General features: G+C 56.5%; 13 protein-coding genes. 7 read left to right on the top strand and 6 right to left on the bottom strand.

Annotated features, from left to right (window positions below):
• Positions 1 to 107 precede the first annotated feature (107 nt).
• Together WA429_RS02165 and WA429_RS02170 are read right to left on the bottom strand one after the other, a co-directional pair.
• Positions 108 to 890, bottom strand: a complete 783-nt coding sequence (locus WA429_RS02165) for a 3-hydroxybutyrate dehydrogenase (RefSeq protein ID WP_101245294.1) — start codon at positions 888 to 890, stop codon at positions 108 to 110.
• A gap of 130 nt (positions 891 to 1,020) precedes the next feature.
• On the bottom strand, positions 1,021 to 2,649 hold the full coding sequence (locus WA429_RS02170) for a sigma-54-dependent transcriptional regulator (RefSeq protein WP_287464387.1): 1,629 nt from the start codon (positions 2,647 to 2,649) through the stop codon (positions 1,021 to 1,023).
• A gap of 224 nt (positions 2,650 to 2,873) precedes the next feature.
• Between WA429_RS02170 and WA429_RS02175 the strand changes: the two genes are divergently transcribed.
• Complete coding sequence (locus WA429_RS02175) at positions 2,874 to 4,106, top strand: methionine gamma-lyase (protein WP_287464386.1); 1,233 nt, start codon at positions 2,874 to 2,876, stop codon at positions 4,104 to 4,106.
• Positions 4,107 to 4,222: 116 nt separating this feature from the next.
• Here WA429_RS02175 and WA429_RS02180 read toward each other — a convergent pair whose 3' ends face one another.
• Positions 4,223 to 5,125 (bottom strand): hypothetical protein, encoded by a 903-nt coding sequence (locus WA429_RS02180; RefSeq protein ID WP_287464385.1) that lies wholly within the window; start codon positions 5,123 to 5,125, stop codon positions 4,223 to 4,225.
• 459 nt (positions 5,126 to 5,584) lie between these two features.
• On the opposite strand from WA429_RS02180, the gene WA429_RS02185 reads away from it, so the two are divergent.
• From WA429_RS02185 to WA429_RS02200, 4 genes are all read left to right on the top strand, one after another.
• Positions 5,585 to 7,969: a hypothetical protein gene (locus tag WA429_RS02185; RefSeq protein WP_101245298.1), complete on the top strand. Its 2,385-nt coding sequence runs from the start codon at positions 5,585 to 5,587 to the stop codon at positions 7,967 to 7,969.
• Positions 7,970 to 8,166: 197 nt separating this feature from the next.
• On the top strand, positions 8,167 to 9,330 hold the full coding sequence (locus WA429_RS02190) for an HPP family protein (protein ID WP_287464384.1): 1,164 nt from the start codon (positions 8,167 to 8,169) through the stop codon (positions 9,328 to 9,330).
• Positions 9,331 to 9,366: 36 nt separating this feature from the next.
• Positions 9,367 to 10,386, top strand: coding sequence for an Ldh family oxidoreductase (locus WA429_RS02195; protein WP_287464383.1), 1,020 nt, complete (start codon positions 9,367 to 9,369; stop codon positions 10,384 to 10,386).
• 178 nt (positions 10,387 to 10,564) lie between these two features.
• Positions 10,565 to 11,491 carry a calcium/sodium antiporter gene (locus WA429_RS02200; RefSeq protein ID WP_287464382.1) on the top strand — a complete coding sequence of 309 codons (927 nt, stop codon included), beginning with the start codon at positions 10,565 to 10,567 and terminating at the stop codon, positions 11,489 to 11,491.
• A gap of 24 nt (positions 11,492 to 11,515) precedes the next feature.
• On the opposite strand, the gene WA429_RS02205 is transcribed toward WA429_RS02200, so the two are convergent.
• From WA429_RS02205 to WA429_RS02215, 3 genes are all read right to left on the bottom strand, one after another.
• The gene (locus WA429_RS02205; RefSeq protein ID WP_287464381.1) at positions 11,516 to 12,238 is read right to left on the bottom strand and encodes a MarC family protein; all 723 of its coding nucleotides are present in this window, start codon (positions 12,236 to 12,238) and stop codon (positions 11,516 to 11,518) included.
• 122 nt (positions 12,239 to 12,360) lie between these two features.
• Entirely contained in the window at positions 12,361 to 12,696 is a 336-nt protein-coding gene (locus WA429_RS02210; protein WP_114112781.1) for an HNH endonuclease signature motif containing protein, read from the bottom strand.
• A gap of 6 nt (positions 12,697 to 12,702) precedes the next feature.
• On the bottom strand, positions 12,703 to 13,596 hold the full coding sequence (locus WA429_RS02215) for a M48 family metalloprotease (RefSeq protein WP_114112782.1): 894 nt from the start codon (positions 13,594 to 13,596) through the stop codon (positions 12,703 to 12,705).
• A 499-nt stretch (positions 13,597 to 14,095) separates the two neighbouring features.
• Here WA429_RS02215 and WA429_RS02220 point away from each other — a divergent pair, with 499 nt between their 5' ends.
• Both WA429_RS02220 and WA429_RS02225 read left to right on the top strand, forming a co-directional pair.
• Positions 14,096 to 16,591: a type I secretion system permease/ATPase gene (locus WA429_RS02220; RefSeq protein ID WP_114112783.1), complete on the top strand. Its 2,496-nt coding sequence runs from the start codon at positions 14,096 to 14,098 to the stop codon at positions 16,589 to 16,591.
• On the top strand, positions 16,591 to 17,895 hold the full coding sequence (locus tag WA429_RS02225) for an HlyD family type I secretion periplasmic adaptor subunit (RefSeq protein WP_101245304.1): 1,305 nt from the start codon (positions 16,591 to 16,593) through the stop codon (positions 17,893 to 17,895). The genes WA429_RS02220 and WA429_RS02225 overlap by 1 nt, the downstream gene beginning before the upstream one ends.
• The last annotated feature ends 192 nt before the right edge of the window (positions 17,896 to 18,087 follow it).

Genomic DNA, 18,087 nt, shown 5'->3' on the forward strand with positions numbered 1-18,087 from the left:
CTTTAGTTTCTTGATGATCTCTTCTCTACCTATCATGTGCGTCCTAAGGTGCATAGGAAAAGAACGAACTCTGGACGGAAGCTTTCTGCTCTAGTGCGTGATCAAGCTTACTGCGCCGTCCAGCCACCATCAACTGACAGATGCGTGCCGGTCATTTGCGATGCGGCGTCAGAACACAGGAAGAGCGCGGTCTGGCCGATCTGTTCGGGGCTGACAAACTGTTTGGACGGGTGTTTGTCCGAGACCAAGCGGGTTGCGGATTCTTCAATCGAGATGTTGTTTTCCTTGGCGCGCGCTTCGATCTGGCGTTCGACCAGTTCGGTGCGGACCCAGCCCGGGCAGATGGCATTTGCCGTGATGCCGGTTTCAGCTGTTTCAAGGGCTGTGACCTTGGTCAGTCCGATCACGCCATGTTTGGCCGCGACATAGGCCGCCTTCTGGACCGAGGCGACAAGACCGTGGGCAGACGCGGTATTGATGATCCGGCCCCAGTTTTTCTTGCGCATATAGGGAACGGCAAGGCGGGTGGTGTGGAAAACCGATGACAGGTTGATCGCGATTACCGCATCCCATTTTTCGGGCGGGAAATCTTCGACATTGGCGGTGTACTGAATGCCGGCATTGTTGATCAGGATATCAATGCCGCCAAATTTGGCCTCGGCATCCTTCATCATGGCTTCGATCTCGTCGGGTTTGGACAGATCGGCACCGTTATAGTGCGCGGTGACGCCATAATCGGTTTCAAGGCCCTTGCGGGTTGCCTCGATTTCATCCGCGTCGCCAAAGCCATTGAGCATCACATCAGCGCCGGCACCTGCAAGCGCCTTTGCCATGGCAAGGCCGATCCCGCTGGTCGAGCCGGTCACGAGTGCGCGTTTTCCTGTCAGCATATTTCTTCTCCCTGTTTTCGGGGCTTTCCACCCCTTGATTTAGGAAGATCATGCCGCACTGCAACCAAGCTGGCAAGAAGTGGCGTGACCAATCGCCATAAACTTGATCGTGGCGGGGTATCCGGGCGGTTTACTGTCCAATGCCGTATTTGCGCAGTTTATTGGCGATCGATGTGTGCGAAACGCCCAGTCGTTCTGCCAATTTGCGCGAACTTGGATAATCCGGATAAAGCCGCATCAGCATTTCACGTTCCAAAAGATCAAGGCCGGCATTGAAATCGTTTTGTGCCAGGGCGGCAGCAATCGGGTCGGAACTGGTCGCGATATTGTTTTGGTGGTTTGCAGGCAGGCTGGGGGGATTGTCGGATGGGGGTGCGTCAGCTGAATTCATGGTGCCGGTGGCTGCACTGGTCAGATCGCCCGCACCAAGAACATCCCCGTCCAGCAGGGCGACGGCACGAAACAGGGTGTTTTCCAGTTCGCGGACATTGCCCGGCCAGTCATGGGCGCGCAGCCAGTCAAGCCCGTCCCTGGCAAGGTAGGGTGCCGGGCGTTCGGTTTGCTGGGCGGTGCGGTCGATAAAGAACCTTGCCAGGTCCGCGATATCTTCGATCCGGTCGCGAAGCGGTGGCAGGGTGATGGCCAGAACATTGAGGCGGAAATAAAGATCTTCGCGGAATGTGCCGTCATGCGACATGGCTTCAAGGTCGCGGTTGGTGGCGCTGATGATCCGGACATCGACGGCAATCTCGTCCGTGCCGCCAACCCGGCGGAACCGGCCGTCTTGCAGGACGCGCAAAAGTTTGGCCTGCAAATAGGGGGTCAATTCACCGATTTCATCAAGAAACAGGGTGCCGCCATCGGCAAGCTCCAGAAGGCCGGGCTTGCCGCCGCGCCGTGCCGATGTAAAAGCACCCGCCGCATAGCCAAACAGTTCGCTTTCAGCCAGACCTTCGGGCATGGCGGCACAGTTAAGCGCCAGAAACGGCTGATCGGCGCGTGTGCTGGCACGGTGGCAGGCGCGGGCAAAAAGCTCCTTGCCGGTTCCGGTTTCGCCAAGGATCAGAAGCGGCGCATCAATCGCGGCAAGCCTTTGCGCCTGTGACTTTACCCGCGCCATTGCACGGCTGGTGCCGATGATGTCGTCAAAACCGGTATGACTGCGATCCTGAAGGGCGGTAATGACCCGTCCCAGTCGCGCAGCCCGGTGAAAGACCATCACCCCGCCCCACGGTTCATCGTCGGCCGCGTCCGAGCCATCATCAACATGACCGATCGGTTCGACCTGCAATAGATATGTCTGCCCGCCCAGGATTACTTCATGTTCGGGCATGCGAAAGCCACTTTGGCGCAAATCTTCAATGCTTGGTTCGGCAAGGATTGTGGAAATCTCCTGATCGCGAAGCGGTTTTTCACTGGTGCCTGCGATCGATTGGGCCGCCGGATTGGCCTGGGCGATCTGGCCATTGGCATCAACCGCAATCACCGGATCGCCAAGGGCGGCAAGGGTGGCATGAAGCTGTGCGCGTCTGCGTTCGGTGGGCAGGCGGTCAATTTCGCGAATGTCGGAAATGCCCGGAATTTGTTTCAGGGCATGGGCCAAAAGCGGAAAGCGACCGGGGCGAATGGCCGGAATATCGGCATAGATGTGATGGGTCGTGACCTCAAAGGCGCGGATGTCAAGCCCCTGATCGGTCAGGACATTGACCACGTCGCGCGTAATGCCGACCCTGTTTTCACCGCGAATTTCAAACCGCATGACTGTACCGGAAAGTTTACACTGTAACGAAAATTGTACGCTCGCATGTCGCTGATTTCCAGGGATTTTGTCGTGAAGGCGAAATCCGGGCGAATAAGTGTAAATAAATATTTACACCAAGGGGCGACCAGATTTGCGCAAAGCCCGGAAAACCGGGGCTTTTGTGATCTGGCACGGGGTTTGCGGTTATCGGGGCAGAATAAACGCATTTTCAGGAGCCTCACATGTCTGCCAATGACAGCCGCAACAGCAATGTCGCCAAAACCGGTTTCGCCACCCGTGCGATCCATCACGGATATGATCCGCAAAGCCATAATGGTGCGCTGAACCCGCCGGTTTACATGTCTTCGACCTTTGCGTTCGAGACGGCCGAGCAGGGCGGGCGGTTCTTTGCCGGTGACGAGCAGGGCTTTATCTATTCGCGTATTGCCAACCCGACGCTTGATCTTCTCGAAAAGCGTCTGGCGGTGCTTGAAGGCGGTGAAGCCGCCCTTGCGACCGCGTCGGGCATGGGGGCGATTACATCGGTCTGCTGGACCTTTATCGAGCCGGGTGACGAGATCATTGTGGATCGCACCCTTTATGGCTGCACATTTGCCTATTTCCGTCATGGTCTGGAAAAGTTCGGGATCAAGCACACCCATGTGGACCTGACCGATCCGGCCGAACTGGAAAAGGCGATTTCGGACAAGACCAAGATTGTCTATTTCGAAACGCCGGCCAACCCGAATATGCGTCTGGTCGATATCAAAGCCATTTCCGAGATTGCCCATAAACATGGTGCCAAGGTGGTGGTTGATAACACCTATTGCACCCCGTATTTGCAGCGCCCGATTGAACTTGGTGCCGATATCGTTGTGCATTCCGCCACCAAATATCTGGGCGGCCATGGGGACCTTATGGCTGGTGCAGTGATCGGATCGCTTGAAGATATGACACAGGTGCGTCTGGTCGGGCTTAAGGACATGACCGGTGCGGTTCTGTCGGCACAGGATGCCAATCTTGTGATGCGCGGGCTCAAGACGCTTGAACTGCGGATGGAACGCCATTGCGACAATGCCGAAAAGATCGCGGCCTTCCTTGACTCCCATCCCAAGGTCGAGCGGGTTTATTACCCGGGTCTTGAAAGCTTTGCGCAGCATGCACTCGCAAAGGCGCAGATGGACCGTTTCGGTGGCATGATCGCGTTCGAACTTAAAGGCGGGATCGAAGCCGGGCGCAAATTGATGAACGGCCTTAACATGATTACCCGTGCGGTCAGCCTTGGCGATGCCGAAACCCTGATCCAGCATCCGGCATCAATGACCCATTCGACCTATACCGCCGAAGAACGCGCCGAATATCAGATCACCGATGGGTTGATCCGCCTGTCGGCCGGTCTTGAAAGCATCGATGACATTCTGGCCGATCTGGGCAATGCGCTTGATGGTGGCGAAATGGCGATTGCCGCCGAATAACAAGTCGAGCAATCAAACCAAAAATCACCCGGTGCTGTATTTGGGCACGGGGGTAACAGGGCCGGTCTGTTTTCGCAGATCGGCCTTTTGGTGTTTGGAAGATTGATTTGCCGGGATTATTCGAACAGGCCGTATTGTTTCATGATTTGGCGTGATTTTTCCGGAAGGTTTTCGTTTGTGCCGTGAATGATGCGGATGCTGCCGAGGTCCAGCCCGTTAAAGGACGGGGCGGTTTCCGGATGTGATTTCAGCAGTTCAAGCAACATGCCGTTGGAATAGGCCCGCTCCAGTCCGGTTTGAATGGCATCACGCAGGGCCGGTGTCGTCGGACTGAAAAAGAAATAGATCGGTTGCGGGTAATAAAGGGCGATGTCGCGTGATACAGCGATATTGGGGGCCTGGCTTTGCATCCAGGTCCATTCGCCAATGATCTGCCAGAACGCGCGGGGATACAGATCAAACCGGTTGGCACCAAGCATCCGGTGCAATGTCTTGTAGCGACCATCGGCGACGGTAAAGCCGTTTTCGATCAGAATGGCGGAATCCGGCCAGCCAAGGCCCTGTCCCATCGAAAAGGTGCGCAGGTCGTCTATGGTTTCGACATCGCGCAGCGCTGGCAGGGTTTCGGGGCGCGCCATAAAAAGACGCAGACCGGTCGTGCCAAGATATATCGGAACATAGGCCGGCAGCAGTTTTTCTTCGCGGTTTGAAGACGTCCCGAAAAAGACAGTATTGATCTGGTTTGCCGTCAGCAGCATCGAAATGCGGCGTTCTTCGGTCGGGTAATCCATACAGACCGGGGTGATGGTGATGTCACGACCGCTTAGCCGGGCGGCAAGCCGCAACAAATCAATGTGATATTCCGAATGCTGTTCCCACGGAATTTGTCCCTGACAATAGGCCGACTGATGATCCATCGGCAGCGTGATCTCAAGATCGCTGGATGCATCCTGTGCGGTGGCCGTCGATTGTGCGGATTGCCCGATCCCCAGAAACAGCGCCAAGGCGGCAGATGCCATGATCTTCAGGGGCCTGTGCCTGAAGATTGAAATCGCCATTGGGGGAAAATGAAATCTGATCAATTAAATTCCGGGGCGAAAGAATGGGCGAAGACGCATGCTATACGAATGGTAGAATTACTACACGATTGGCGAGATTGCCTTGAATTGGTTATTGTTCCCTTAAACCCGGTTTGCGGCGAAGTTTCGCGATATGCATGACGAATCGCTGTCATAAATGTGCCAATTCGCGACCACGAAATATTGTTTCAGACGGGAAATTCGAATGTTTGACCGGGATTGTCGCAGCCGATTCCACGTTTGAGGCAAAAGTGACGAATCTTGTGTGAAATGCAGGTGGCGTCCCTTGATTTCCGTCATTTCCCCTTAAAAATCGGTAATCCAATACCGGAATGTCGCGGGCCGATAAAAGGCCTGCAAAAGACCCGGAACAGCAGGCGCGAACAAGGGATCAGGAAAATGTCAGCACAGGATGCCGCACCCGAAATCGGTGAAATTATCGAAGCCACCAGCACCGGCAATGTCAAAGCCGAAGACCTTGAGATGCTGGGGCAGATCGAAAAGAAGGTGCGCTGGCTATCAAGCTGGACGATCCATAATGCCAACCATCTGCGTCCGAAACGCGACGGCATCAAGGTTGGCGGCCATCAGGCCAGCTGTGCGTCCATGACGACCCTGATGACGGCCCTTTATTTCAATGTTCTGCGTCCGCAGGACCGGGTGGCGGTTAAGCCGCATGCAAGTCCGGTTTTCCATGCGATCAACTACCTGTTTGGACGTCAGACCAAGGAAAAGCTTGAAAACTTCCGTTCATTTGGCGGCGCGCAATCCTATCCGTCGCGGACCAAGGATGGCGATCAGGTTGATTTTTCCACAGGCTCGGTCGGGCTTGGTGCGGCGGTGACCAATTTCGCGGCCCTGACACAGGATTATCTGCGCTATAAAAACATGCTGCCCAAGGGCGAGAAGCCCGGCCGCATGGTCGCCCTTGTCGGGGATGCCGAACTTGATGAAGGCAATATTTACGAAGCCCTGCTTGATACCTGGAAGCATGACATTCGCAATGTCTGGTGGGTGATCGATTATAACCGTCAAAGCCTTGATGGCATGATTGATGCGCATCTGTTCCGCGTCATCGGCCGGTTCTTCCGCGCGGTTGGCTGGAACGTCATCACCATCAAATATGGTCGCAAGCTTCATGATGCCTTTGCCAAGCCCGGCGGAAAGTCGCTTAAGAAATGGCTTAATGATGTGCCAAATGACATCTATTCGGCTCTGACCTTCCAGGGCGGGGCCGCATGGCGCAAACAGATCACATCCGATATGCCCGGCGATAATGCGCTGGCCAATCTTCTGGGGGATTATGATGATGACGCCCTGCATGACCTGATGACCAATCTGGGTGGTCATTGCATGGAGGCGGTGCTTAATGCCTTTGATGCAGTTCCCAACGATAAACCGACCGTGTTTATTGCCTATACGGTCAAGGGCTATGCCACCCCGCTTCAGGGCCATAAGGACAACCATGCCGGTTTGATGAACATCCCGCAAATGGATGCCTTCAAGCTGCAAAACAACATCGCCGACGGGCAGGAATGGGATATGGCGGCGGGCCTTGATGTCAGTGCCGAGCGTGTGCGCGATTATATTGCCAATGCACCGTTCAATGACCGTGCCCCGCGTCACAAGATGGCCGAGGTCATCACCATCCCCGAAATGCCCTATGCCCGGGTTGAGACATCAAGCACGCAGGAAGTGTTTGGCAAGATCCTCAATGAACTGGCCAAGATGAAAGACAGCGATCTTTCCGATCGCATTGTTACCACATCGCCCGACGTGACGGTTTCGACCAACCTTGGCGGATTTGTGAACCAGCGCGGCCTGTTCGGGCGTGAAGAACTGGCCGATGAATTCCGTGAACGCAAAGTTCCCTCGGCCCAGAAATGGATCAGATCGCCGGGTGGTCAGCATGTCGAGCTTGGCATTGCCGAAAACAATCTGTTCCTGAACCTGGCCGCCCTTGGCCTGTCGCACAGCCTGTTCGGGCAGCGCCTGTTTCCGATTGGCACCCTTTATGATCCGTTCATTGCGCGTGGTCTGGATGCGCTTAATTATGCCTGTTATCAGGATGCGCGGTTCATGGTCGTGGCCACGCCAAGCGGCATTACCCTTGCCCCGGAAGGCGGCGCGCATCAGTCGATCTCGACCCCGATGATCGGCATGGGGCAGCCGGGCCTGACCAGTTTTGAGCCAAGCTTTGGCGATGAACTGGCAACCATCATGGGCTGGTCGTTCGATCACATGCAGGCACCCAAGGGCGGGTCGGTTTATCTGCGTCTGTCGACCAAACCGCTGGCACAGCCCGAACGCGAACTTTCTGATACCACCAAGGCGGAAATTGTTTCCGGTGGTTATTGGCTGCGTGAACCGGGCAAGGATTGCAAAATGGTCATTGCCTATTGCGGGGCAATGGCGCCCGAGGCAATCGCCGCCTGGGAAAAGCTTTCCGAAACCCATCCGGGTTTGGGACTTTTGGCTGTGACCTCCACCGACCGGCTTTACAATGAATGGCAGGATCTGGAACGCGCCCGACTTGAAGGCAAGGCAAAGGGCGAAATGTCGCATGTTGAAAACCTGCTTAAACCGCTGGCATCCGATGCGCGCCTTGTCACGGTGATTGACGGCCATCCGGCCGCGCTTGCCTGGCTTGGCTCGGTCCGTGGTCACGCGGTCGCACCGCTTGGTGTGAACGGATTTGGCCAGTGCGGCGACAGCATCGCGCTTTATGATCACTACCAGATCGGCACCGATGCCATCTTGCGTGCGGCAAAACGTTGGGACTGATCAGCGTTCAGGTTGCGTATATGACTTGATTTGAGGGAGGGCAAATTGCCCTCCCTTTTTTGTTCGGGCAGGTTTCGGGCAGGTGTGGTGTTGCGATTGACCGCATGGTCGTTTCAACGTACGAGGGAGGAAAGTAATTTATAACAATTAAACACTTATGGCCTGTTGAATGGCGGGTCGGGTGATGAAACGTACCAATGAGACACAATTACATTCGCGGGTTAATGCCTGCGATGCCGTTCAGTTCACCTGTTGAAGCCGTCCGTGCCGGGGTTGGTGCGCTGATCGGTCTGGGGGTGGCAGGTTTTCTTCTGTCACTTTTTGATCTTCATGATGCCGGGCTTTACCTGATTGCGCCGTTCGGGGCGACGTCGGTGTTGCTGTTTGCTGTGCCCAACAGTCCATTGGCACAACCATGGTCGGCGATCATTGGCAACAGTGTTGCGGCCCTTGCCGGGATTGCGGTTTGTTTGCTGATTGATGATCCGGTTCTGGCGGTGGCGCTTGCGGTCGGGCTTGCCATTGCAGTGATGATCCTGGTGCGTGCGGTTCATCCGCCCGGCGGCGCAGTTGCCATGGTTGCAGCACTTAGCCCCGATATCGCACGTGAACTTGGTTTTCGGTTTGCCGTAACGCCGGTGGCAGCGATTACCGCGGCCCTAGTGGTGATTGCGATGGTCTATGCGCGTGCCACCGGGCGCAAATACCCGCTTCGTCATTTTGAGGGCAAGGGCACGCATCAGACAACAGACCGCCCGGCGATTGAGCGGCTGGGCCTTGATGAAGACGAGCTGAATGGCATTCTGGCCCGGTATCGCCAGTCGCTTAATCTTGGCGTCGAGGATCTGGCACGGCTGATCGGGGCTGCGGAATTGCAGGTCGCATCCCATCGCACCGGCCCGCTGACTGCGGGAGACATCATGTCGCGCGATCTGGTGACGGTCGGTGCTGATACCGCCCTTGGCGAGGTTGCCGATCTGTTTCGCCGCCACAGTTTTACATCGCTTCCGGTTGTGGATGATAACGGGCGTTATCTTGGTGTGATTTTCCAGATCCATCTCATCCGGCGCGCGGGCGATGACGCCCTGCGTCTTGATCGTGGCTTGATGGCGGCGATGGGGCGTCTGATTGACCGGAAGCGCAGCGTACCGGTGCGTGCAATTGAAATCATGTCCGTGACCGAACCGCGTGCGATGGCAAACACGCCGATTGCGGCCCTTTTGCCCCTGATGGCGGACGGGGCCTGTGATGCGGTGCCGGTGGTCGAGTATGGCAAGATCATCGGCATTGTCACCCGTACCGATCTGATTGCCGCCCTTGCCCATGCGGGGCTTGGCAGTGATCAAGCCCGCCAAATTTAATCGAATTGAACGTGTTTTAAGAAGTTGGAAGCCCCTATGACCGATACCGTCACCCTATCGATTGATCAGGCCGAGAAACTTGGTCTTGCCGTGCTTGAAGACAATGGTTTTAGCAGCGCACATGCCGGTGCCATTGTGCGCAGTGTTATGTCAGCACAAATTGACGAATGCCATTCCCACGGGCTGTATCGACTTATCGGGTGCGTACAAACCGCGCGCAATGGCGGGCTTGATACCCGGGTTCTTCCCGAAGTGATCGATCAGGCCCCGGCGATCACGCGCGTCAATGCCCATAAAGGCTGTTCGTTATTGTCGTTTGAAACCGGTTTGTCCTATCTGGTGGAAAAGGCGCGCCATTGCGGGATTTCGGTTCTGGCGATCAATAACAGTTTCCATTTTTCGGCCCTGTGGCCCGAGGTTGAGCAGATTTCCGCCCATGGTCTTGTGGGAATTGCAATGACACCGACCCATGCCTTTGTCGCACCCGCGGGTGGCACAAAGCCGCTTTTGGGAACCAACCCGATTGCCTTTTCATGGCCGCGACCGGGCAAGACGCCATACACGTTTGATTTCGCGACCAGCGTCATTGCGCGTGGAGAGATCGAACTGCATCGCCGGGCGGGCAAGGACATTCCGGAAGGCTGGGCGATCGATGCCGATGGTCAGCCGACCACCGATGCCACCAAGGCCCTTGAAGGTGCGATGCTTACATTTGGCGGGCATAAGGGTTCGGCCCTTTCGACCATGATCGGTTTGCTGGCCGGACCCTTGATCGGTGATGTGCTGGGCCATGAAACCCATGCGGCGTCCGAAGATGCGCCGGGCAATCCGCATCATGGCGAGATCATTATTGCCTTTTCCCCGGAAACCTTCCTGGGGGCAGAGGCGCAACAACATCTTGATCATGCCGAAGACCTGTTTGAACGGATCATGGCACAAGGTGCCCGTCTGCCGTCGCAGCGCCGGTTCGAAGCGCGTGAACGCAGCCGTCAAAACGGGGTGACGATCCCCAAGGCCCTGCATGACGAATTGGTTGCGCTGACCATGGCGGGCTAGGGAACTGCATGGTTTGAACGGTACCTTTGGCCCTGTCGCGTTTTTATTTTTGCGCTGTGATCTGTATTGCTTGCAAACGGGTCGGGCGTAACACACATCTCGGCGTTGCGGCCATGTGGGGGCATTTCGGACCCATCTGGGGCAAAGTCATTGGTCGGCAGATGAAAAGGCGTCGATTGTGGAATATTTGATGTTGCTGGGTGGTTTGGCGGGGCTGTTTTTCGGGGGAGAGGCCCTTGTCCGCGGCAGTGTCGGCATCGCGCGCCGGCTTTCGATGTCATCCCTGCTGATCGGATTGACTGTGGTCGGTTTCGGGACGTCAACGCCCGAACTTCTGGTATCCCTTGATGCGGCCTTGCGCGGGGTGCCCGATATTGCGCTTGGCAATGTGGTGGGATCGAACATTGCCAATATTCTGCTGATTGTCGGGGTTTCGGCACTTGTCTGGCCGATTGCGGTTTCGGGAGGGACCCTTGGTCGTGACACCGCGGTCATGCTGGCAGCAGCGATTATTCTGATACCAATATTTGCATTGGGTGACGTCGGGCGCATTGCCGGATGTGTGATGTTTGCCGGGCTGGTGACGTATTTGCTGGTGGCCTATCGCCAGTCGCAAAGCCAGCCGGTGAATGAGGATGCGCCAACCGATCCGTCAGTGCCCGGCGGGGCCTTGTGGGTGTCGGTACTTTGGGTGGTTGCCGGTTTGGTTCTTTTGATGGTTGGTGCCCGTTTTCTGGTCGACGGGTCGGTCACGATTGCCCGATCGTTTGGTGTTTCAGAAGCCTTTATCGGTTTGACGATTGTTGCGGTGGGCACATCCCTGCCAGAGCTTGCGACATCATTGATCGCCGCCCTGCGCAAACAGTCCGAAATTGCCATCGGCAATATCGTCGGATCGAACATTTTCAATATTTTGGGCATACTTGGCCTGACGGCGGCAATATCCCCGATCCCGGTTGCCGCGCGTTTTTTGAGCTTTGATTTGCCGGTGATGATTGCCGTTTCGCTGTTACTGACCGTATTGCTGAGGCGCCCGTCAATCGGGCGTCCGGTCGGTCTGGTGATGCTGATCGGTTACGGCGTTTATGTCTGGGCCGCGCAATAGAGTTTGAACGGCCCGGGTTTCCGGTTACTGGAAAAACGCCTGTTTGACGCCATCAATGATGAACTGAACCGCAAGGGCGGCCAGGATCATGCCAAGCAGGCGTGATACCACGGTTGCCACTGTCGGGCTGAGGCGTTTGGCAACAACGTTCGATGCCAGGAAAAAGGCAAAGGCGATCAGCATGACAACAGCAACCACGCCAATCACGCTGGCCTGCATGGCGATGTTGTTTTCAAACTTGCCCATCAACAGCATGACCGAGGCAATTGCACCGGGACCTGACAGGAAGGGGATCGACATCGGGAAGATCGAGATGTCGTCAGCTTCTTCGTCGGCGATGGTATGTCCGGCTGTTTGCGGGGCGGATGTGCTGTCGGGTTTGGTCTTTTCGCCGTCGTGGTCGTCTTCGAGTTCCTGATGAACCTGTTCGGCGCGCTCATTTCGTTTCTGGCTGCGCTTTTCAAACAGCATTTCAAGCGCGATCAGGAACAGAAGCGTGCCACCGGCAATGCGGAAGGCCGGCATGTGAATGCCGAAAATGCCCAGCAATCCTTCGCCAATCAGGGCAAAGGCGGCAAGGATGAAGAAGCTGGTGATACAGGCGCGGATCGCCATGCGCCGACGGTGGGCGGCACTTGTGCCTTGGGTCAGGACAATGAAAACCGGGACCAGACCCAGCGGATCAATGATCACGAAAAGCGTGACAAAGACCGGGATCAGTTCATTGAGCATGTCAAAGCTTGGCATCGGCTTTTCCTGAAAACGACAGTTGCGGTGCAATCGGGCAGGATCACCATAAGCCCGGTGGGCTGGACAAGTAGCGAGCATAGTCTGGCAGGTAAATGTTTTTTTGCCAATTGCCGCCGGCCTTAACGACGTTTTCCCCGGTTCCTGCCATAACGGCCGGCACTTTCGGGCCAGTCGATGTAATCAACGGGCTTTTTGCGAACCCATGTGATGAATTTGACGATGTCGGGGTGGGTTTTCAGCCTGTCGGGTGTGTCGTAATCACGCGCAATCGTTGCTTCGTCAAACAGGCGGTGGATCATGCGATGGCACACCCGATGGAGCCACTGGGTATCGGTGCCGCCCTGTGATTTGGGTCGCCAGTGATGGCGATCAACACTTGGCCCGGCAATCATCAGACGGCCGCAGATCGGGCAGGGGCCAAGGTCGGTATCGGTTTTGTCACGGTGCGACGCCATGACCCATTATTGTCCGGGCATGCGCCGGTTTTCAAAAAATTTCTGCCAGGTTCCGGGTTTGAGTGCGCGCAAGGCCTTTATCCGGGCGGTGACCGATGGATGTGTGTCGAGAAGTGTTGGCGGCTGCGTGCTGCGATAGGGGATAAGTCCCAGGCGGCGGCGATTGATCTGATCAATATGAAGCAGGGCATCAATCATGTCTTCGGGACCGTTCAGCAAATCACTGGCCCCGTGATCGGCGGCGAATTCGCGATCACGGATGACCGCGCGTTGCAGCAAAAAGCTGATGGTTGGCACCGCGCCAAACAGAACAACCATCCATGCCGGCGGATTGAAATCCCCAAAGATAAAGATCGCCAGACCAAACAGCGCAATGGTCCATGTTGCGCGATACAAAACATCCGTCATCAGCAAAATTCGCGTATCCCCATGCCAGGCATGGGCGATTTCATGGGCCAGAATGGCCCGCATCTGTCGCGGAGACAGATCATGGAGCGCGTCACTTGAAATGGCGATGGTGGTTTGCGCATCGGTGCCGGTGGTAATTGCATTCACGCCCTTGCCCGGCAGGATGAAAAGCTTGGGCGTGTGATCAAGCCCTGCGCGTTCGCACAACAAATGCATCATTTCATGGATCGCGGGATAGTCTTTGGGGCGCAGCGGATTGGCGCGCAGCATCTTCATCAGAATTTCGGGCGATATCATCGGTGTCAGAAACAGCATCAGCGACACGGCAATACCGGCCGAAATCATCATCGAAAACCCGCCAAGCATCCAGGCGCATGCCGCCAGAACGCCAATCATGCAGACCATCAGCGTACCGGCATGGGATGTGCTGCCAGGTTCGATGGCAAGAAATCGCTGGATGAAGTCAGGAAGTTGCGGGGTTTCGTTTGTCATTGGCATTCCGCATGTTGCGAGTCTTTGGGGTGACATGCCCGGTGGCAGTATTTCCGGGGGCGATTACGGCACTTGGGCGTTGAGGGTGCCGATGCGCGAAGCGGTCGCGATATCCGGCCCTGATCTATAGATGGGGGTGGAGACGGGCCTTGCGCAAATCGCGATCGGCTGAATTGTCAAACAAGTATGAATGACAAGGCGTTGCCGGCATTGATCTATGACATTTGTGATGGCGGAAATATCGGATGTCGTTCCTGTGCGAACCGTGGTCAGGCAGGGCGGCCAGGCAGAGGATAGCGCAATGAAATAAAGGGATTTCGGGCAGGATTTTAACACATCCTTATATATTCAACCAGAATAGTGGCAGTATGCCATTGGCTAGGTTACCCGTCGCAGCACTGTTGCGCGGGGCGTTTGCCATGCGCAATAGGCAGATGCCAATGCGCAGCGGCATGATATGATAAGGCAGTTGCCAAAGGCGACAAAACGGAAGGAATGCATGGGCCTGCTCGATAAAATCCGGCCAACCCGCAAAGCGGATGCGGGACGCGAGGGGGATCGGACCCCGCTTGAACGGTTGTTCTGGCGGTCGATCGCGCTTGTCGGCGGATTCTCGATGGTGATCAACATGCTCAACATGGTGATCCCGATCTATTCCATGCAGGTATTTGATCGCGTCCTTTCAAGCCGCAGTGTCGATACGCTGGCACTTTTGACCGTTGGTATCGGGCTTGTTCTTTTGTTCATTGCCTCGATGGAGCAATTGCGGTCCCGGGTTCTGATCCGGGTGGGAACGGCCCTTGATCTGCGTCTTGGCGGGGATCTGTTTGCCCATGTCGTGCAGCAATCGGCACGCGGTGCCCAGATGCGCCAGCGTCCGTTGCGCGATTTGTACGGGCTTCGCGGGTTCCTGACCGGCAGCGGGCCCTTTGCGCTGATCGATTTCATGTGGGCGCCGGTTTATATCGGGGTTGTGTTTATCTTTGATGTCCGGCTTGGGCTTGTTGCCTGTGGCGGGGCGGTGCTTTTGATTGCCATCGCCATTGCCAACGAAGCCGCAGCCAAGATTTCCGTCGACCGGTCCGAAGAAAGCCAGAACCGCGGCATCGCGCAGGAAGAAACCTATGTGCGCAATGCCGAGGCCATGGAAGCCATGGGCATGACCCAGTCTGCCCGCCAGCGCTGGCAGGCAGACCAGTCGGACGCCCTTTACTGGGAAGGTCAGGCAAGCCGCCGGGTCGGGACATCAACCACGCTTTCGCATTTCATCCGGCTTGCCATGCAGGTGTGCTTTATCGGGGTTGGTGCCTATCTGGTTTTGTCCGAAAGCATCACGATCGGGATCATGGTGGCGTCGATGATCCTGGGCATGCGCGGGCTTGCGCCATTTGATGGTGCGGTCAGTGCCTGGCGCAGCTGGAATGCGGCGCGCAATTCGTTTGAACGTCTGAACAAGATTTTGCTCGATAAGCGACAGACCGTTCCGGCACCGCTGCCGCGTGGTCGGGGCATGGCTGTCAGTGTGGATCGGCTGGTTTTTGCGCCGCCCAACAGTCGCAACGTCCTGTTCAAGGGGTTTTCCTTCAAAGCCGGACCGGGCCAGATCATTGCGATTGCCGGGTTTAACGGTGTTGGCAAAACTGCGCTGTTGAAGCTGATTATGGGGATCTGGCTTCCGGGATCGGGGTCGGTCAAGCTTGACGATGTCGAAGCATCGCGTGTCGACCGTTCGGAAATCGGGGCGCAGATCGGATATCTTGCGCAGAACCCGTTTCTGTTCCCGGGCACGATTGCCGAAAATATTGCGCGCCTTGGCAATGCGGAAATGCGCGATATCATCCAGGCCGCCGAACTGGCCGGGGCGCATCAGTTTATTCTTGATCTTCCGGATGGGTATGACACGCGCGTTGATCGCGGCGGGCGTAACCTTTCGGGTGGGCAGCGCCAGTTGATTGCATTGGCCGCGGCCCTGTTTTCGCGGCCGCGCATGTTGTTGCTTGATGAGCCGACAACCGCCCTTGATGACACCGGGGTCAGCCATATCAGTGATCTGATCGACATTCTGCGCAAGAACGGCATTACGACATTTATCGTCAGTCACGAACGCGCCATCCTGGCCCGGGCGGATGCGATCCTTGCGCTTGCAGACGGGCAGATTCAGGTGGTTCCGGTCAAAAACCCGGCCGGTGTCGCGACCGGCAAGCCGACCGTCCAGACCGAAGATATCGCGCGCGGTCTGCCGCCTGTGGCCCGCCCGGTTGAGAATGCCGATCCGGCGGCCGTTGCCGCAGCGGGCACCACAGACGGGCAGATGCGGATCACGCCCAAACAGATCGAGGTCCCCAACCCCGACGCACCGCGCCCGATTGTTGAAAAGAATTCCAGTGCCGGACAACACCCTGCAAGCGTGATCGAAGAACCGGAAATCGCCGATGCAATGCCCGAGATCGAGGATTTCGGGCGCAGCAGTGATGCCGGATCGGACCGCGCACGGGCCGCCAAACAGGCCGCCGGAATTGCCAAGCCGGAAATGAAACCGCAGCCGACCCCGGGTGGAACCATGATGACCATGCGCCCGGTCGTGCCCAAGGCTGAAAAGGCGGAAAAGGCGGAAAAATCCGCGCCGGTGAAAAAATCGGTCAGCTGGTCCGAAGACGAAAAATCTGAGCAGACGGCTGCAAAAGCAAAGACTGCTGCGCAAAAGCCGCGCGCCGAGCGTCAGCAACCAGGTCGCCGGAAAGCTGTAAGCAAACCGGCCAAGCCGGAAGCGCCGAAACGCAAGATGAGCGAAGCCGAAGCCATCGCACGGGCACGTGAAGAGGCGGCAATGCGCATGCGAAAGGTTCGCGAAGATGCCGAACGCGCCGCCGCACAGCGTGCCGCCACCCGCAAGAAACCGACAGCACCCGCCACATCGGGGGATGCGCCGCGTCGTGGTCGCCCGCAATTGCGGGTTGTCGAAGGATCGGCTGAACGTCGACAAGGTGGGGCCTGATGTCCGGAGTAGAATTACCAACCGCACGCCAGCTTGATACCGATGTGAAGCCGCTTGTGCGGATCGGGCTGCTTATCCTGTTTCTCGGGGTCGGGTCGGTTCTGCTGTGGGCGGGCACGGCCGAGGTCAATTCGGCAGCAACCGCAAGTGGTGTCGTGGCCCCGTTTTCCGGGCGGCAAAGTGTGCAGCATCTTGAAGGCGGCATCATCCGCGAGATCCTTGTGCGTAACGGAACGCGGGTAAAGGCCGGGGACGTTCTGGTGCGTCTGGATGATACGCGGTCGCGGGCAAGTTATGATTTGCTCAATAACCGTTATCTGAATGCGCTGGCGACCCAGACGCGCCTGATTGCCGAACGGGCACAAAAAGACGAACTGACATTCCCCGATGTTCTGAACGATCCGCGATATTTTTCGATTACGGATGCGCAAACCACGCTGTTTGAAAGCCGGCGCAGTGCGTTCAAGGGCGAGGTCGAGCTGTATGACGAGCGGATCAAGGAATTGCGCCGCGAAATCGTTGGCACGCGCGAACAGAAAACAGCCGCCGAACAGCAAGTCGGGATCGTCAAGGAAGAGCTTGCAATGGTCAAGCCGATGGTCGAACTTGGCTATGCGCGCCGCACCCGGCTTTTGCAGCTTGAAAGCCGGTTGGTCGAGACGCTTGGCAATATCGGTCGCTACTCCGCCGATATCGCCCGGATCGAGCAGCAAATTCAGCAGGTCAAAGCCAGCCAGTCACAATTGATGCGCGACCATCTGCAATCGATCAATACCGAGCTTCGCGATGTCCAGAGCGAGATTTCCGATCTGAATGAACGGTTGCGCTCGGCCGAGGATGTTCTGGTGCGGTCCGACATCAAGGCACCGCGCAACGGGACTGTGACCAACATGCAGTTCACGACGGTTGGCGGGGTTATTCCGCCCGGTGCGCAGGTTCTTGAAATTGTGCCCCTTGATGACCGTCTGGTGATCGAAGCGCGTGTTTCGCCCAATGATATCGACGTGGTTTCTGTCGGGCTTGGTGTGAATATCCGTGTCACCGCCTTCAGTCAGCGCTGGTTCGCGCCGGTCAAAGGGGTTGTCACCGATGTATCGCCCGATCGCCTTACCGATTCGGAAGGCAGATCGTATTTTCAGGCCATGGTCGAGATCGATGCAGACAGTCTTGCCGAACATGAAGGCATGATCCTATCCCCTGGTATGCCTGCCCAGCTTGAGATCGTAACCGGTTCCCGGACGATTTTGGCCTATCTGTTTTCCCCGATTACCACCAGTTTCGAGCGCGCTTTCCGCGAGCAATAACGATTTTTGTGCTCTGATTGGATGCGGTGTTCGACCTATACAACCTGACAGAATCTGACAGGTTGTATTTAGAGCTTCCAAATCCCGAAAAAACATGAAAAAAAACTAAAACAGGTTGGTTTCCAGCCTTTCAGTGGTTGATGGGTTGCAGATAGTGATCTATACTAGTGTATAAATCGATTCTGCTGTCAG

The sequence above is a fragment of the Thalassospira sp. CH_XMU1420-2 genome (assembly GCF_037029325.1).
GTDB classification, from domain to species: domain Bacteria; phylum Pseudomonadota; class Alphaproteobacteria; order Rhodospirillales; family Thalassospiraceae; genus Thalassospira; species Thalassospira povalilytica.